The following is a 14,111-nucleotide window of genomic DNA, read 5'->3' as shown; positions in this document are numbered from 1 at the left end:
TCCGGGGTCGGTTCCGCCATCCATTGTCCCGCGCCCGCGCAACTCCCCCGCCCCGCCTACGGGCGCCAGCTCACCCGGTGCTCCGCGAGGTGGGCGAGCACGGCGTGGTTGGCCTCCCAGCCGTCGGGGAATTTCACCGTGACGCCGAGGCGGACCGGCTCGGAGGAGGGGTGCTCGTCGAGCAGTTCCGCGACCCCCGCGCGGCAGACCACGATGCAGGCGTGCCGGTGCCGGGAGGCCAGCACGCACAGCCGTCCCGTCTCCAGGTGGAAGGCGGTGGCGTCGGGACGGCCGGACAGCGGGTGCAGGACGACGGTCACGTCGAACTCCCGTCCCTGGAGCCGGTTCGCGGTGTCCACGGCGACCCCGCCGGGCCCGGCCGGCACCCCGAGCGCGGCCAGTGCGGTGCGCACCGCGGCGGCCTGGTCGCGGTGCGCGGTGCCGACCGCGATCCGGTCCGCGGTCAGCGGCGCCGGGTCGGCGCCGCGCTCCGAGTAGGTGACCCCGCCGCGGTCGAGCAGCCGCCGCACCACCGCGGCGACCGCGCGTACCGCCTCGGGGTCGGTGCGCGGGGTGTGCCGGGCGGGCAGTTCGAGCAGGCCCCAACCGGACGCGGCGGCCTCGTCGAGCACCCGGTCGGGCCCGCCGCCGTCGCCCCGCACCCCGAAGCCGAGGCGCCGGTCGCCGTGGCCCGTACCGCTCCTGAAGGGCGTGTACGGGTAGAACGCCCGGGACACCAGCGGCGCCGCGGAAGCCGGCAGCCGCCAGGACACCGGCAGGCGGTGCTGGGGCAGGCCCGGGTTGTGGGCGAGCAGGGTGACCACCGCGCTCGCCGACGGGTCCCAGCTCAGCCCGGCCCACTGCTCGGCGCCCACCACACTGAAGGGGTCGAGCTGGCCGGGGTCGCCGACGAACAGCGCCCGCTCGAAGAGGCCCGCGACCTGGAGCAGCGCGTCGGAGCGCATCTGGTAGGCCTCGTCGACGATGGCGTGCCGCCAGGGCTCGACGTCCTTGACGTACGCCCATTTCGCGGCCGTCGCGATCACCACCGAGCGGTCCCGCAGGTCGGCGACCGAGGAGGACTTCTTCACCTCCGGGTGCCGGTCGAGCGCCGGGTCGGGCGGCGAGTCCGCGCCGTGCAGCCGGCCCACCGGCAGGGTGGGGTCAGCGGTCGCGAGGCGGTCGGCGAGGTCGTCGACCTGGGCGTTGGTCTGCGCCACGATCATCAGCTGCTCGCCCGTCGCGGCAAGTTCGCGTGCCGCGCGCACCACGAGGGTCGACTTGCCCGCACCGGGCGGCGAGTCCACGACCACACCGCGGGCGGTGCCGTGCATGGTGCTCGCCAGGATCGCCGCGGTCGCGGCGGCGGCCTCGGCCCCCGGGTCGAACCGGTCGCCGGCGCCGTCCGCGCCGTCGAAGCCCTGCGTCACAGAAAGTCCTCCGCGGTCACGGTGTCGGGCACTTCGGGCGCCGCGGCGACGGCAGCTCCCGCGGCCCCCGGCGGGCCGCCGTGGGTCCACGGCGTCGCCTCGGGCTCGGGCAGCGCGGGGCCGCCGCGCTGGTCGTGCGCGAAGAGCGTGAACGTCACCCGGTCCCCCACCTCCGGCACCGAGCCTTCCCTCGGGACCTTGCCGGTACCCATCCCGCCGGTGAGCTTGACCGTGACCGTCCAGCTGGGCGGCTCTCCCACGGGCGCCCTGGGCCCGGGCAGCCGGGCGCCGGCCGGCGCCTGCGCGTCTGCGGCGGGCGGCTCCGGGGCGACGACCCCGAGCACCTCCGCGGTCTGGGCCGACTTCGCGTCCGGCACCGCGCGGTAGGCCTTGGCACCGGGGTCCGCCTGTGGGACGTCGGGGGTGCCGACGGTGAGCAGGGGCCGGGGCATGGGGCGGCGGCCCTCCGAATACGTCATCTCCACGGCGAGCACCCTGCCGGTGAACGCCTCGCCCGCCAGCCGCCTCGCGGCCATCACCAGCGGGTCGTCCAGGGCCTCCTGGGCGGACAGCCGGGCCTGGGCGGTCTCGCGGCCCGCGAGCTTCTGCGCCGCCGTCACCGCGTCGTCGCGCTTGGGCTGCGGCGGTTCGCCCGCCCGCACCCGGTCGCGGTGGCCGGTGAAGGACCAGCGGTCCCGCTTCCAGCGCTCGGCGACATGTGCGCCCTCGGGCAGCGCGCGCAGCAGGTCCACGCCGTGCCACACGTCGTCCCAGGTGGGGCGCAACTGGGAGGCGACCAGCCGCTGCACATCCGCCTCCGCGACCCGCAGCGGGCCTGTCGCGCCCGCCGCCTTGGCCGCGTCGTAGCGTTCGAGCGCCGGGGCCAGGACACGGTTGTCGAAGACCGGGTCGGTGGCCGGGCCGGCGGGCGGGCTGAGCAGCAGCCCGTCCCGGTCGCGCCCGGTCTGCGCCCTGGCGGCCGCCGCCGGCCCGTCGAGACCGGGCGGCGGGTCGATCCAGCCCAGCAGACCACCGAGGTGCTGGTCCTCCATCGCGCTCTGGCCGGTGGCCCAGTGCCGGGTGAGCAGGTCCGTCATGGCCACCAGCAGCGCACTGCCCGGGGTGCGGGCCCGCTCGGCGCAGTGCGTGAGCCACCGCCCGAGCAGCGGCACCGGTACGGGCACGGGGTGCGGTGCGTCCGGGTCCTCGACGGTCCGCAGGTAGCGGGTGGAGCGGCCGAGCAGGCGTACGTACTCAAGGGCGGCGCTGTTCGGCACGATGATCTGCGGGGCGTCAGCGCAGACCTCCGTCTCCTCGCCGCCCTTGCGGCCCGGCTCCGTCTCGACGTCGTCGGCGTACGACTCGATCACCGGCAGCACCGCGGCCGCCAGGCCCGCGAAGAAGCCGAACCGCAGCTCGCGGTCGAGCGGTTGGGGCACCACGAGCAGCGTCGGGGCGTCGCGTTCGGTGCCGACCATGGCGCCGAGCGGGGCTCCTGCCTCGCCTGCGGTCGTGAGCGGCACGAGGACGATTGGGCTCTGCGCCAGCCAGCGGTGCCGCACCGTCGCCGCGGGCACCGCCCGGCCGGCCGCGACGGCCTCGGCGCGGGCCAGCACGTTCATGAGCGTCATGAGCCGCCGCCGCCGTGCCTGCGGCCCGCCGGCGTCCTGACGTCGCCCCCACCCGGGCGCGGATCGCCACCGCCCCGCACGGGCAATTCCTGCCGCACACGCACCACCGGCCGGTGACCGGTCGCGCGGGGCTGGGGGCGGGTCATGAGGGGGTGCCCGGGAGGAGGGCTTCGGCGCGGAGGGCGGCGGCCCGGCGCAGCGCCTCGACCGCCGGGTCGTCCTCGCAGGCGGAGGTGGCCGCCAAGGTCGCGGCGGCGAGGACGGCCTTGACCGTGGTGAGGTCGCCGAGGTCGGCCCGCAGTCCTCGCCCCAGCGCGTCGACGGAGTCCGCGGCGCGAGCCCGCCCGCGGCAGTGGAAGGCGAGCTCGCAGCTGGCCAGGCACTCGGGGGCGTAGGCGGCGGGTACGGAGTCGACGGCGGCGGTCAGGTCGGGGCCGGGGCGGGCCAGGTCGAAGGTGGTGCCCTCGGGGAGCGCCGAGGCGATCTCCTCGATCCGGGTGAGCCGGGTGAGCTGGCGCCGGGTGACGGCGAGCTGCCTGCGTACGTCGACGCGTTCGGCGGTGGGCAGGTTGGAGAAGTCCTTCGGGCAGACCAGCAGCACGTCGGTGCGGGTGCGGCCGGGCTGGAGGGCGTCGAGGGCCAGCACGTAGACCGCGGCCTGCCGGGCCGCGGCGCCGACCTTCACGGCGTCGGCGCCACCGTCCAGGATCGGGAAGGACTTGATCTCGGCCACGATCCAGGCGCCGCCGGGGTCGACGGCGACCGCGTCGGGTTCGAGGAAGACCGTGGACCCGGCGACCTCCAGGGCCAGCAGCGGGTGGTCGAGCAGGGTCCAGGACCCGGGTGCCGCCTCGGCCAGGGCGAGCCGGGTGCGGGCGGCCCGCCCCTCGGGCCCTGCGGCGCCGAGGTCGGGGACCTCCGCGCGGGCCCCCTCGGCGCCCAGCAGCCGAAGGAGTTCCGCGCAGCCGTCGGCCTTGACCCTGGCCTCGAAGGCGTGGCCGCGGGAGAAGGCGAAGCGGGACTGGCCGAAGCGGGCGGGCGAGCCGATCGCCTCGGCGACGGCGGCCTTGTCGACGCCCGCGGCGTCGAGGAGGGCGCGGCGCCGGCAGCCGGGGTTCGCGGCGAGGGCGGCCAGTGCCCTGGCGTCGAGCGGGCGGGGCGCGGTGTCGGGGCCGCGGAGGGCGGCCAGCCGCTCCCGCAGCGAGTCGTGCAGAGTGCTCACCCGCGGCAGTGTGTCATCCGGCTACGACATCCGGCTGCGCTCGCCGCGCCCGGCACCGCTGCCGCCTGCCGCGTCCGGGTCGCGGTCGGCGCCGTCCGGTGCGCCGCGCGGCACCGGGACGGACCGCGGGGAGGGCACCTTGGACGCGCCGCCTGAGGCGGTGGCGGCGTCCCTGTGCCCGGGGGCCATGCTGATCGCGACGACGGCTTCGCCGCCGGACTCCCGGCCGAGCCTGCGGCGGACCCTCGCCTGGAGGTTGTCCACGATCCGCAGCGCGGGCCTGGCCAGCAGGAAGCCGATGCCCATGGTGGCGACGCCGGCGGCCGCGTCCATCAGGTAGTGGTTGGCGGTGCCCATGACCACCAGGGCGGTCATCAGCGGGTAGATCACGCCGAGGGTGCGCACGAACCAGTTCCGCCCGTAACGGAAGAGCATGATGCCGCACCACAGGGACCAGCCGACGTGCAGGCTGGGCATGGCCGCGTACTGGTTGGTGAGGTGCCCCATGCCGCGCGGCGCGCTCGCGTCGGTGCCCCACCAGCCGTAGGAGCCGTACTGCGCCATGGTGTCCATGAAGCCGTGGGCGCCGGGCAGCAGCCGCGGCGGTGCGGTGGGCACCAGGGTGAAGCCGACCAGGCCGATCAGGGTGGAGATCAGCAGCCAGGTGCGGGCGGTCCTGTAGTGGGTGGGGCGGCGCAGCCAGAGCCAGACCAGGATCGACGGGGTGACCACGTAGTGCAGCGAGGCGTAGGCGAAGTCCGCCGGGACGCCGAGGAAGGCGTGGTGGGTGAAGAGGCGGTTGAACCAGCGCTCCGGGTCGAGGTGCGTCAGCTGCTCGAAGTGCAGGATGTCCGCGCCGTGTTCCACCGCGTCGTCGACATCGCCGCGCACCAGCAGCCGGGCGCCGGAATACAGCGCGTAGACCACGGCGATCAGCGGCAGCTCGGTCCACCAGCGCAGTTTGCCGCGGTAGGCGGCGGCTCGCGGCGCCGTGGCGGTGATCGTCATGCGGGCGTCTCTCCAGGTTCTCCGAAGGCCGCAGGCGGCGGTCATGGACTTTTCGCGTACGCTCTACCGTACGGCGTACGCTAAACCGTACGCACACCGCCCCGGCCACGGCGTGGGAATCCCGAGTTTCCCCGGGGTTCAACGCTCGTACGGTGTTCAACCTTCCGTGGTGGGGGTATGCAAGGCGGAGGACGCCCGGCGCACCGCCCCGGGTTGCCTCCCGCGAGCCGTAACCAATCATCGAAGTGCAGCTGCCGAGCGAAACAGCGGCACAGCAGCGAAGGACGAGAACAAGAGAGTCCGATGTCCGTCACCCAGCCGGTCCGCCCCCCACGGCGCCGCGCCCCGCGCAATTCGCTCAACCCCGACCGTATCCTCGATGCCGCCATCACCCTGCTCGACCGCGACGGCGCCGAGGCCTTCACCATGCGCGGCCTCGCCCAGCAGCTCGGTGTCGGCACGATGGCCGTCTACTCGCACTTCCGGGGCAAGGACGAACTCAGTGACGCCGTCGCCAAACGGCTCCTGGACACGATAGAGCTTCCGCCGGGCGGTTCCGACGATCCGAGAACCGAATTGCGCGAGGTGTGCGTCGGGGTGTACCGGCTGTTCACCGACCATCCGTCCGCGCTCGAACTGCTGGCGGGCCGGCCGCTGCGCGGCGACGACGCGATCGCGCTGATCGACCGGATGCTGGGCCTGCTGCGGCGGGCGGGGCTCGGCCGCGCGGACGCCGCGCACGCGCACGTCGCGCTGATGCAGTACACGGTGGGCTCCGCGCTGTGGAACACGCGGCGCGCCCGCGCGCTGTGCGAGGACGGCGTCAGGGACCGGGTGCGGGCCAGGATCGCCGCGCTGCCGAGCGACGCCTACCCGGCGCTGGTCGAGCACGCGCCCGAGCTGCTGTGCACGCAGAGCGAGGGCACGGTGCAGTTCGAGTACGGACTCGACGGCCTGCTGCGGGGGCTGCTGGGCGGTCAGGCCCAGGTCTGAGCGATGATGGGGGTTTTCCGCCCCCTCACGAGAGGCCGCCCTGCATGGCTGCGCGCATCCTTCTGGTCAGGCACGGCCAGACGGAATGGTCCCTGTCCGGCCGCCACACCGGCCGTACCGACATCCCGCTGACCGACGAGGGCCGCAGGACCGCGCGGCTGCTCGGCGACCGGCTGGCGGGCGCACCCTGGAACGGCCTGCGCGACGTCGAGGTGCGCACCAGCCCGCTGCGCCGGGCGGCCGACACCTGCCACGAGGCGGGCTTCGCCGGCGCCAAGGAGTGGGACGCGCTGCTCGAATGGGACTACGGCGACTACGAGGGCCTCAAGCCCGCCGAGATCCAGGCGCTGCGGCCCGGCTGGAACATCTGGCGGAACGGCGTGCCGGGCGGCGAGTCGCCCGACGACGTGGCGGTGCGCGCGGACGACGTGGTCGCCTGGGCCAGGTCGGCGCAGCGCGACGTGCTGGTCTTCGCGCACGGCCATGTGCTGCGGATGCTGGGCGCCCGCTGGCTCGGCCTGCCGCCGTCCTTCGGCGCCGCCCTGCGGCTGGATCCCGCGTCGCTGTCGATCCTCGGCTGGGCGTACGGCGAGCCGGCCGTCGAGCGCTGGAACGACACCGGCCATCTCGGCTAGTGCCGCGGCCGGATCCCGGCCGTCACCCGCAGGTCGGAACGGTGACACCGGCCGGCCGATCGGACCCGGTAGCGTTCGGAGGGCGGCGGGAGCCGCGGACCGACGGTACGTAATCGATGGAGGCTTCACCATGGCAACGACCCGCACCGCGACCACCCAGTGGAAGGGCGCGCTGATCGGCGGCGCAGGCACCGTCTCGCTCGACACGTCGGGCGTCGGCACCTACGACATCACCTGGGCCTCGCGCGCCGAGGCCGCCAACGGCAAGACCAGCCCCGAGGAGCTGATCGCCGCGGCCCACTCCTCGTGCTTCTCGATGGCGCTGTCGCACGGCCTGGCCGGTGCCGGCACCCCGCCGGAGACCGTGCAGACCGTGGCGAACGTCACCTTCCAGCCCGGTGAGGGCATCACCGGCATCACCCTGTCGGTGAAGGCCCGCGTCCCGGGTCTCTCGGCCGAGGCGTTCGAGGCGGCGGCGCAGGACGCGAAGGCGAACTGCCCGGTCAGCAAGGCGCTCGCGGGCGTGAACATCACCCTCGAGGCCGAACTGCTCAGCTGAGCCGAGCGGCCGGGTCAGCGGCGGGTGACGCGTATCGACCAGTCGCCCGCCGCGTCGCGTCCCAGCACCTTGAAGGACACGCCCGCGGCGTCGTCGGTGTAGGTCTGGCCCGCGGCGAAGGGCGCGTCGTTGAGCGAGTTGAAGGCGCCGCTGCTGAAGTCGCACGCCGAGGTGCCCGGGTGGCCGTCGACGACGGTCACCGGGCCCTGGCCCGAGTCGATGTCGGTACGGATCCGGTAGGCGAGCACTCCCTGCCGGCAGGCGTCGTGGTCGTCGCCGACGGCGGCCCGCGCTTCGAGGACGAAGACCCGGGTGGGCCCGTAGGGGATGATCACCGCCTTCCGGCCGCCGGGCATCTCCACCGGGCTGAGCCGGTAGGTGGCGCTGCCGCGGGACCTGACGCAGTCGATCTGCCGGTCGGTCAGCCAGCCGAGCCGCCACTTGTGCCAGGCGAACAGGTCGCCCTGCAGGCCCCAGTCCAGCGACATGGTGTCCCACTGGCCCGCGAGGGTGTCGGTGCGCTGGAAGTCGGCGGCGGAGTACAGGTCGGGCAGCCCGAAGGCGTGGCCGTTCTCGTGGCTGAGGACCCGTGAACCGGACTGGTCGTGGCCGTAGATGAGCGACACCTTGTTGAGGTGGGCGCCCTCGTCCGTGGTGGCGGCCGAGGCGCCGGTCCAGGTGACGGACAGCACCGCCTCGTCTGCGGGCGGTCCCGCGTTGGGCGTGACCAGCACGTTGACCAGGTCGTAGCCGCGGAAGTCTATGCCGGCGTCCGCGGCCTTGAGCAGGTCGCGCATCATCGCCGTGTGGGCGTCCCAGCCGTAGCCGCGGCCTATCCCGTACGCGGTGAACGGCCGCGGCATGCGTATGTAGCGCAGCACCGGGGTGGACTCGTAGTCCAGCTTCCCGTACGACGCGGCGGCGTACCACTGCTTGACCGCGGGGAAGAACTCGGCGTACCGCTCGCGGGCGCTGTAGGGAGCGGGGGCGTCGGAGAAGTCGATCAGCAGGGTCAGTGCGTGGACCGTGCCGACGGACGGGGCGAACTCGGCGTCGGGGCCGCGGGCGGTGGAGTCGGTGAAGCCCTCGGACATGGCCACGCCGGGGACGGCGCGCAGGGCGCAGGGGCGGGCGGCGGGCGGGGAGGCGGGCATCGCGGGCGGCCCGGCCCCCGAGGAGACCGAGCTGCCCACGGCGAGCAGCCCGGCGGCCCCGAGCGCCGCCATCCGGGCGGCCCGCGCGGAGAGCCGCCGCAGACCGCCCGGCGTGCTACCCGGGGCGGCCGGCACCGTCACCGCCCTGCAGGCTCTCGGTGACCTTGACGGCCCAGTCGCCGCCCGGCTCGTGGCCGGTGACGGTGACCCGGGTGGTGCCGCCGGGCAGCGCGTAGGACTCCCCCACGCCGAGCGGGGCGTCGGCCAGCGGCGGGTAGACGGAGGTGGCCGCGCAGGCGGAGTGGCCGGGGTGGCCGTCGAGGACGTCGATGGGCCCGTCGCCCGACTCGCGGTCGGAGCGCACCCGGTAGAGCAGGACGCCTTCCCTGCAGGTGCCCGCGTCGTTGCCCGTGGCGCTGCGGGCCTCGATGGCCAGCGCGCTGTCGGGCCCGGTGCGTACGACGAGCAGCTTGGTGCCGCCGGGGGTCTCGTCCGGGCTGATGTCGTGGTAGGTCGTGCCGGTGCCGGTGATGCAGCCGACCTGGTCGGGGGCCAGCCAGCCCAGCCGCCACTTGTGCCAGGCGAAGGGCTCGGGGGCCAGGCCGAACTGGCTGCCCATCAGGTCCCAGTCGCCGACGTGGGTGTCCCAGTCGGCGTTGCTGCCCACGGGCGGGCGGTAGTAGAGGTCGGGCAGGTCGAAGACGTGGCCGGTCTCGTGGGCGAGGACGTTGCGGTCCGGCGGGTGCCGTTCGAAGACGGTCACCAGGCGGGCCAGCGGGTTGCCGTCGAGGGTGACGGGCGCGGCGAGGTTGACGACCTTGGTGGCGTCGGAGTCCACGCCGGGGGCGTCGGGGTCGGCGACGAGGTAGACGACGTCGTAGCCGCTGAAGTCGACGGCGGGGTCGGCCACCGTCAGCGCGTCGCGCAGATAGGCGGTACGGTCCGCGGCCGGCCAGTCGCGGCTGATGGCGTAGGCGGTCGCGGACCGCGGCATGGGCAGCCACCGGTCGACGGTGTGCAGGTGGAGGCGGAATTTCCCGTAGGACGCCTGTGCGTAGAAGTCGCCTGTCGCCGGGTAGTGGTCGGCGGCGACCTCCCGCGGGGTCAGGGCGGGCGCGGCGTCGGGGAAGGACAGGAAGACCATCAGCGCCCTGACGTCGCCGACGGCTTTCGCGTAGCCGCCGGGGGCGCTGTCCACGCCCTCGGAGTGGTGCACAGGCGTGCGCGGCAGCAGGCAGGCGGCGGAGGCGGGCGCGGCGTGCGCCGACGGTCCGGTGGCCAGCGTCCAGGCGACCAGCGCGCCGAACACGCAGGCCGCGGCGGCCGCTGAGCGCGCCCCGCGCGAGCGCCAGGGCGCGCTCGCGGCGCCACGCGCGTCCCGGACGCTTCCAGCGCCCCGCGTATCACCTGCCGAGATGCCTGGCCGCCGCACATGGACCTCCGGGGAGGGTTCGTGAGCCCGTTCGGGACACCTCGACCACCTTGCTATGGATTGTGGTGCTATGCGGGGTTCGACTGCTCCGCACGGGTGGTCCGTGCGCGACCGGCACCGGCGAACACCTGCACGGCCTACGGCATTACGTTCCGTAACAGTGCAGGTGAAGCGATCAGGACCGGCGTCCAACCGCGCAGAATCGGTCGGGCGGCCGGTACTCGTGCGGAGAATCACCACGGCGACGCTGGATCGCCTGCTCCGCCAGCCCATATGATCGCGTGCGAGACGAGCGCAACACGGGGAGCAGGCCATGGGCGGACCCGCGGGCGGCCCCGGCGTCGACCCCGACAGCACAGCACAAGTCATCACGCAGAGTCATACTTCTGCCCCACGCCCGCGCGGCACGGCGGCACGCGACGAAGCAGAGCTGCGCGACTACCGGGCCGCCTTCGCGGTGGCCAGATCGGCGATGGCGCTGCTGTCCCCCGAGGGGGACGTGCTGGCCGCGAACCCGGCGCTGGCCACGCTGCTGGGCGCCGCGCCCGAGCGTCTGGCGGCGGTCGGGGCGGGGGCGCTGCTCGGCCTCGCGGGCGACCCGCACGCCAGGGCCGCCTTCCACGACGTGCTCACCGGCCGCCGCGACCGGTTGCGCTGCACCCGGCGGATCCCCCGGCAGGACGGCGCGGCACTGCTCGCGGAGGTCACCCTTTCGAGGACCGGCGCCAGCCCGCTGCTGCTGACGGTCGAGGACATCGGCGAACGCGACGCGCTGCGCGAGCAGTTGCGGCATCTGCGGATGCACGATCCGGTGACCAGGCTGCCCAACAGGTCATTGTTCTTCGAGCGGCTCACCGACGCCTGCGACAGTGCGCCGGGCCGCGGCACCGGCCGGATCGGGCTGTGCTATCTGGACCTCGACGGCTTCAAGGCCGTCAACGACACCCTCGGCCACCGGGTCGGCGACGAGCTGCTCGCCGCCGTCGCCCGCCGGCTGCTGGCCTGCGCGGAGCCCGGCGGGCACCTGGTGGCGCGGCTCGGCGGCGACGAATTCGCCCTGCTGGTAAGGGATTCCACCGGCACCGGGCAGGCCACGGCACTGGCCGAGTCGGTGCTGACCGCGCTTCAGCAGCCCTTCGACGTGGCCGGGCAGCGGCTCGCGGTGTCGGCGAGCATCGGGGTGGTCGAGCGGGAGGCGCCCGGCAGCTCCGCCACCGGCCTGATGCAGGCCGCCGACACCACCCTCTACTGGGCCAAGGCCGACGGAAAGGCCCGCTGGACGCTCTTCGACCCCGAGCGCAACGAGCACCGGATGACCCGGCAGGCGCTGTCCCGCACGCTGCGGCAGGCCGTGGAGCGCGGCGAGTTCGTGCTGGACTACCAGCCGCTCGTCGCTCTCGACACCGGTGAGCTGCGCGGGGTGGAGGCGCTGGTCCGCTGGGAGCACCCGCACTTCGGGCGGCTGGCCCCCAACCGCTTCATCGGGCTGGCCGAGGAGGACGGCTCCATCGTGCAGCTGGGCCGCTGGGTGCTCGCGCAGTCCTGCCGGCAGGCCCGCTCCTGGCAACTGGCCCACCCGGCAACGCCGCTGGTGGTCAGCGTCAACGTGGCAGTCCGCCAGATGTGGGACTCCGACCTCGTCGCGGACGTGGCGGCGATCCTCGCCGAGACCGGGCTGCCTCCGCGGCTGCTGCAACTCGAACTCACCGAGTCCGCGGTGATGGGCTCGGCCGGGCGGCCCCTCCAGGCGCTGCACGCGCTGCACGAGATGGGCGTGCGCATCGCCATCGACGACTTCGGCACCGGCTATTCGAACCTGGCTTACATGAGCCGGCTGCCGGTCTCCGCGCTGAAGCTCGACGGCTCCTTCGTCCAGGGCTTCCGCTCGGCAGAACACCCCAACCCGGCGGACGAGACGATCGTCGAGGCGCTGGTGAACCTGGCCCACCGGCTGGGCCTGACGGTGACGGCCGAGTGCGTCGAGAACGCGGAGCAGGCCGAGCGGCTGCGTAGGATCGGCTGCGACACGGGCCAGGGCTGGCACTACTCCCGGCCGGTCGGCCCCGACGTCATCTCCGGCCTGCTGCGGTAGGCCGGGGCCGCGAGGCCCCGCAGCACGCAGGGCCCGCGTCCTCGGGGGGAGGGAGGACGCGGGCCCGTCGGGGGCGGACCCCCGGGGGTGCTAGCAGGCGCCGAGGTCCTGCCAGACGCCCCATTCACCTGTCGTGCCGGGCTCCTCGTTGGTGGTCCACCACTTGGCGTTCCACTTGTGGCCCTTCCAGGAGACCTGGTTGCCGCCGACGTAGACCGCGGAGGCGGACCAGGAGGGCAGGGTGCAGGTGCCGCCGGGCGGGGTGGTCGGGGGCGTCGTCGGCGGGGTCGTGGGGGGTGTGGTCGGCGGGGTGGTCGGGGGCGTCGTGGGCGGGGTGGTCGGCGGGGTCGTGGTGCCGCAGCCCGAGGCGGACCCGTTGGTCGCCGTCACGATCTTGTTGAAGAGCGTCGCCGCCGGGTCCAGGTCGAGCAGCGAGTACATCATCGAGCCGGCCAGGCCCTTGCAGTGGGCGTAGTTCGCCTTGGCCTGGATGGCCTGGCTTCCCAGTCCGGTCCAGAACTCGTTCCCGTTGTAGAACCAGTTGGTCTGGGAGGCCGCGTCGTAGAAGGTGTCGGCGGGGTTGTCGACCACGCCGGTGAGTTCCTTGTAGTACGCGGTTCCCGCGACCTGGCTGAGGCCGCGGGCGGCGGCGGGGCCGGAGGCGGGCTGGTAGAGCCCGTGGTTGCTGCCCGCCGACACGCCGGACCAGCCGCGGTAGTACGTCGGGTAGCCCAGGGTGATCTTGTTGGCCGGGAAGCCGCCGGGGATGCCGTAGGCCGCGTCGCCGGTGGTCCAGGCCGTGATGGCGTGGTCGGTGCTGTACTTCTCGGTGCCAGGGGCGATCGGCGCCGAGGGGTCGCTGGGCGACTGGTACAACGGGTCCTGGAAGTTGGTGGGGCCGTTGGTCTCGAAGGCCCCGTGCATGTCGTAGGTCATGATGTTCGCGTAGTCGAGGTACTGCCCGAGCTTGTTGGTCTCGATCTTCGCGATCTTGTCCTGGCCGGCCGGGAGGGCCGCGGTCAGCAGCATCTTCCGGCCGCCGTTGGCGGAGCCGTAGGCGTCCAGCTCGGTGCGGAACTCGGCTGCCAGCTTGGTGAAGTTGGCGGTGTCGTTCGGGCTGTAGTGGTTGCCGGTGTGGCCGCCGGGCGAGCCCGGGTACTCCCAGTCCAGGTCGAAGCCGTCGAAGATGCCGGCCGCGCTGCCGGTGCCGCCGTAGCCGCCCTGGACGGGCAGGTTGCCCTTGATGAACATGTCGATGCAGGAGCTGACCAGCTTCTTGCGGCTGGCGTCGGTGGCGGCCGCGTCGGAGAAGTACTTCGAGTAGGTCCAGCCGCCGATCGAGGCGACGATCTTGAGGTTCGGGTACTTCGCCTTGAGCTGCTTGAGCTGGTTGAAGTTGCCGACGATCGGCTGGTTCCAGGTGTCGGCGGTGCCGTTGACGCTGATGTCGGCGCCGAAGGACTTCTGGTAGTCGGCGAAGGCGTCGCCCGCGCCGTCACCGGCGTTGGGGTTGGACTCGTTGGTGGAGTCCGACGCCTTGGTCGCCTCGAAGCAGGTCAGGTTGACCGGATCGATGTTCTCGAAGGAGTAGTTGAGGATGTTGAGCTTCCCCGCGATCCCCTCGGTGTCGAGGTTCTTGGGGTAGAACGCGTTGCCGTAGACGCTCCACTGGTCGTAGTACGCGATCTTCACCCCGCCGCTGCTCGCGGCGGCGGCCGCGGCGGCGGCGGGTTTCGCGGCGGTGGTGTCCGCCTGGGCGGTACCGAGGCCGCCGACCAGCGCGGTGAACGCGCCGAGGGCGAGCGCGGCGCTGGTGGCGGCGGCCACCAGCGCTCTCTTCCTGGACTGCACGAGAACCTCCGGGGGGAGAGGGAGGAACAACAGAGGGCTGTGGGGTATGGATAGTCCTCTGATCAAGTGCACGTCAATGGTCTGAACCAAAGCCAGGACTAGAC

Annotated in this window: 11 protein-coding genes; 4 read left to right on the top strand and 7 right to left on the bottom strand. The window is 73.7% G+C overall.

The genetic code is table 11. The features are described from left to right. Positions 1 to 56 precede the first annotated feature (56 nt). The 4 genes from ACGFMP_RS05660 to ACGFMP_RS05645 all read right to left on the bottom strand — a co-directional run bounded on the left by ACGFMP_RS05660 (position 57) and on the right by ACGFMP_RS05645 (position 5,291). Positions 57 to 1,430, bottom strand: a complete 1,374-nt coding sequence (locus tag ACGFMP_RS05660) for an AAA family ATPase (protein ID WP_393670489.1) — start codon at positions 1,428 to 1,430, stop codon at positions 57 to 59. Further along, positions 1,427 to 3,061 carry a hypothetical protein gene (locus ACGFMP_RS05655; RefSeq protein WP_393670488.1) on the bottom strand — a complete coding sequence of 545 codons (1,635 nt, stop codon included), beginning with the start codon at positions 3,059 to 3,061 and terminating at the stop codon, positions 1,427 to 1,429. Before ACGFMP_RS05655 ends, ACGFMP_RS05660 begins: the two co-directional genes overlap by 4 nt. Positions 3,062 to 3,203: 142 nt before the next feature. Continuing rightward, entirely contained in the window at positions 3,204 to 4,292 is a 1,089-nt protein-coding gene (locus tag ACGFMP_RS05650) for a hypothetical protein (protein WP_393671332.1), read from the bottom strand. A gap of 12 nt (positions 4,293 to 4,304) precedes the next feature. Continuing rightward, positions 4,305 to 5,291, bottom strand: a complete 987-nt coding sequence (locus ACGFMP_RS05645; RefSeq protein ID WP_393670487.1) for a phosphatase PAP2 family protein — start codon at positions 5,289 to 5,291, stop codon at positions 4,305 to 4,307. A gap of 303 nt (positions 5,292 to 5,594) precedes the next feature. On the opposite strand from ACGFMP_RS05645, the gene ACGFMP_RS05640 reads away from it, so the two are divergent. The 3 genes from ACGFMP_RS05640 (at position 5,595) to ACGFMP_RS05630 (ending at position 7,478) form a co-directional block, all read left to right on the top strand. Further along, a complete protein-coding gene (locus tag ACGFMP_RS05640; protein ID WP_393670486.1) occupies positions 5,595 to 6,284 on the top strand; it encodes a TetR/AcrR family transcriptional regulator in 690 nt (229 codons plus the stop codon). Positions 6,285 to 6,328: 44 nt separating this feature from the next. Further along, positions 6,329 to 6,919, top strand: coding sequence for a histidine phosphatase family protein (locus ACGFMP_RS05635; RefSeq protein ID WP_393670485.1), 591 nt, complete (start codon positions 6,329 to 6,331; stop codon positions 6,917 to 6,919). A 130-nt stretch (positions 6,920 to 7,049) separates the two neighbouring features. Further along, positions 7,050 to 7,478, top strand: coding sequence for an OsmC family peroxiredoxin (locus ACGFMP_RS05630; RefSeq protein WP_393670484.1), 429 nt, complete (start codon positions 7,050 to 7,052; stop codon positions 7,476 to 7,478). 14 nt (positions 7,479 to 7,492) lie between these two features. Here the strand turns inward: ACGFMP_RS05630 and ACGFMP_RS05625 are convergent, their stop codons facing one another. Both ACGFMP_RS05625 and ACGFMP_RS05620 read right to left on the bottom strand, forming a co-directional pair. Continuing rightward, a complete protein-coding gene (locus tag ACGFMP_RS05625) occupies positions 7,493 to 8,773 on the bottom strand; it encodes a M6 family metalloprotease domain-containing protein (protein WP_393670483.1) in 1,281 nt (426 codons plus the stop codon). Continuing rightward, positions 8,748 to 9,941, bottom strand: a complete 1,194-nt coding sequence (locus tag ACGFMP_RS05620) for a M6 family metalloprotease domain-containing protein (protein WP_393670482.1) — start codon at positions 9,939 to 9,941, stop codon at positions 8,748 to 8,750. Before ACGFMP_RS05620 ends, ACGFMP_RS05625 begins: the two co-directional genes overlap by 26 nt. 436 nt (positions 9,942 to 10,377) lie before the next feature. Here ACGFMP_RS05620 and ACGFMP_RS05615 point away from each other — a divergent pair, with 436 nt between their 5' ends. Continuing rightward, positions 10,378 to 12,156, top strand: coding sequence for a putative bifunctional diguanylate cyclase/phosphodiesterase (locus ACGFMP_RS05615; RefSeq protein ID WP_393670481.1), 1,779 nt, complete (start codon positions 10,378 to 10,380; stop codon positions 12,154 to 12,156). Positions 12,157 to 12,246: 90 nt separating this feature from the next. Here the strand turns inward: ACGFMP_RS05615 and ACGFMP_RS05610 are convergent, their stop codons facing one another. Beyond that, the gene (locus ACGFMP_RS05610) at positions 12,247 to 14,007 is read right to left on the bottom strand and encodes a glycosyl hydrolase family 18 protein (RefSeq protein ID WP_393670480.1); all 1,761 of its coding nucleotides are present in this window, start codon (positions 14,005 to 14,007) and stop codon (positions 12,247 to 12,249) included. Positions 14,008 to 14,111: the final 104 nt, after the last annotated feature.

Source organism: Streptomyces sp. NPDC049040, from assembly GCF_043197715.1.
In the GTDB taxonomy this organism is placed as follows: domain Bacteria; phylum Actinomycetota; class Actinomycetes; order Streptomycetales; family Streptomycetaceae; genus Actinacidiphila.
Note: the sequence above shows the minus strand (reverse complement) of the source record. Positions and strands in the feature narration are given on the sequence as shown.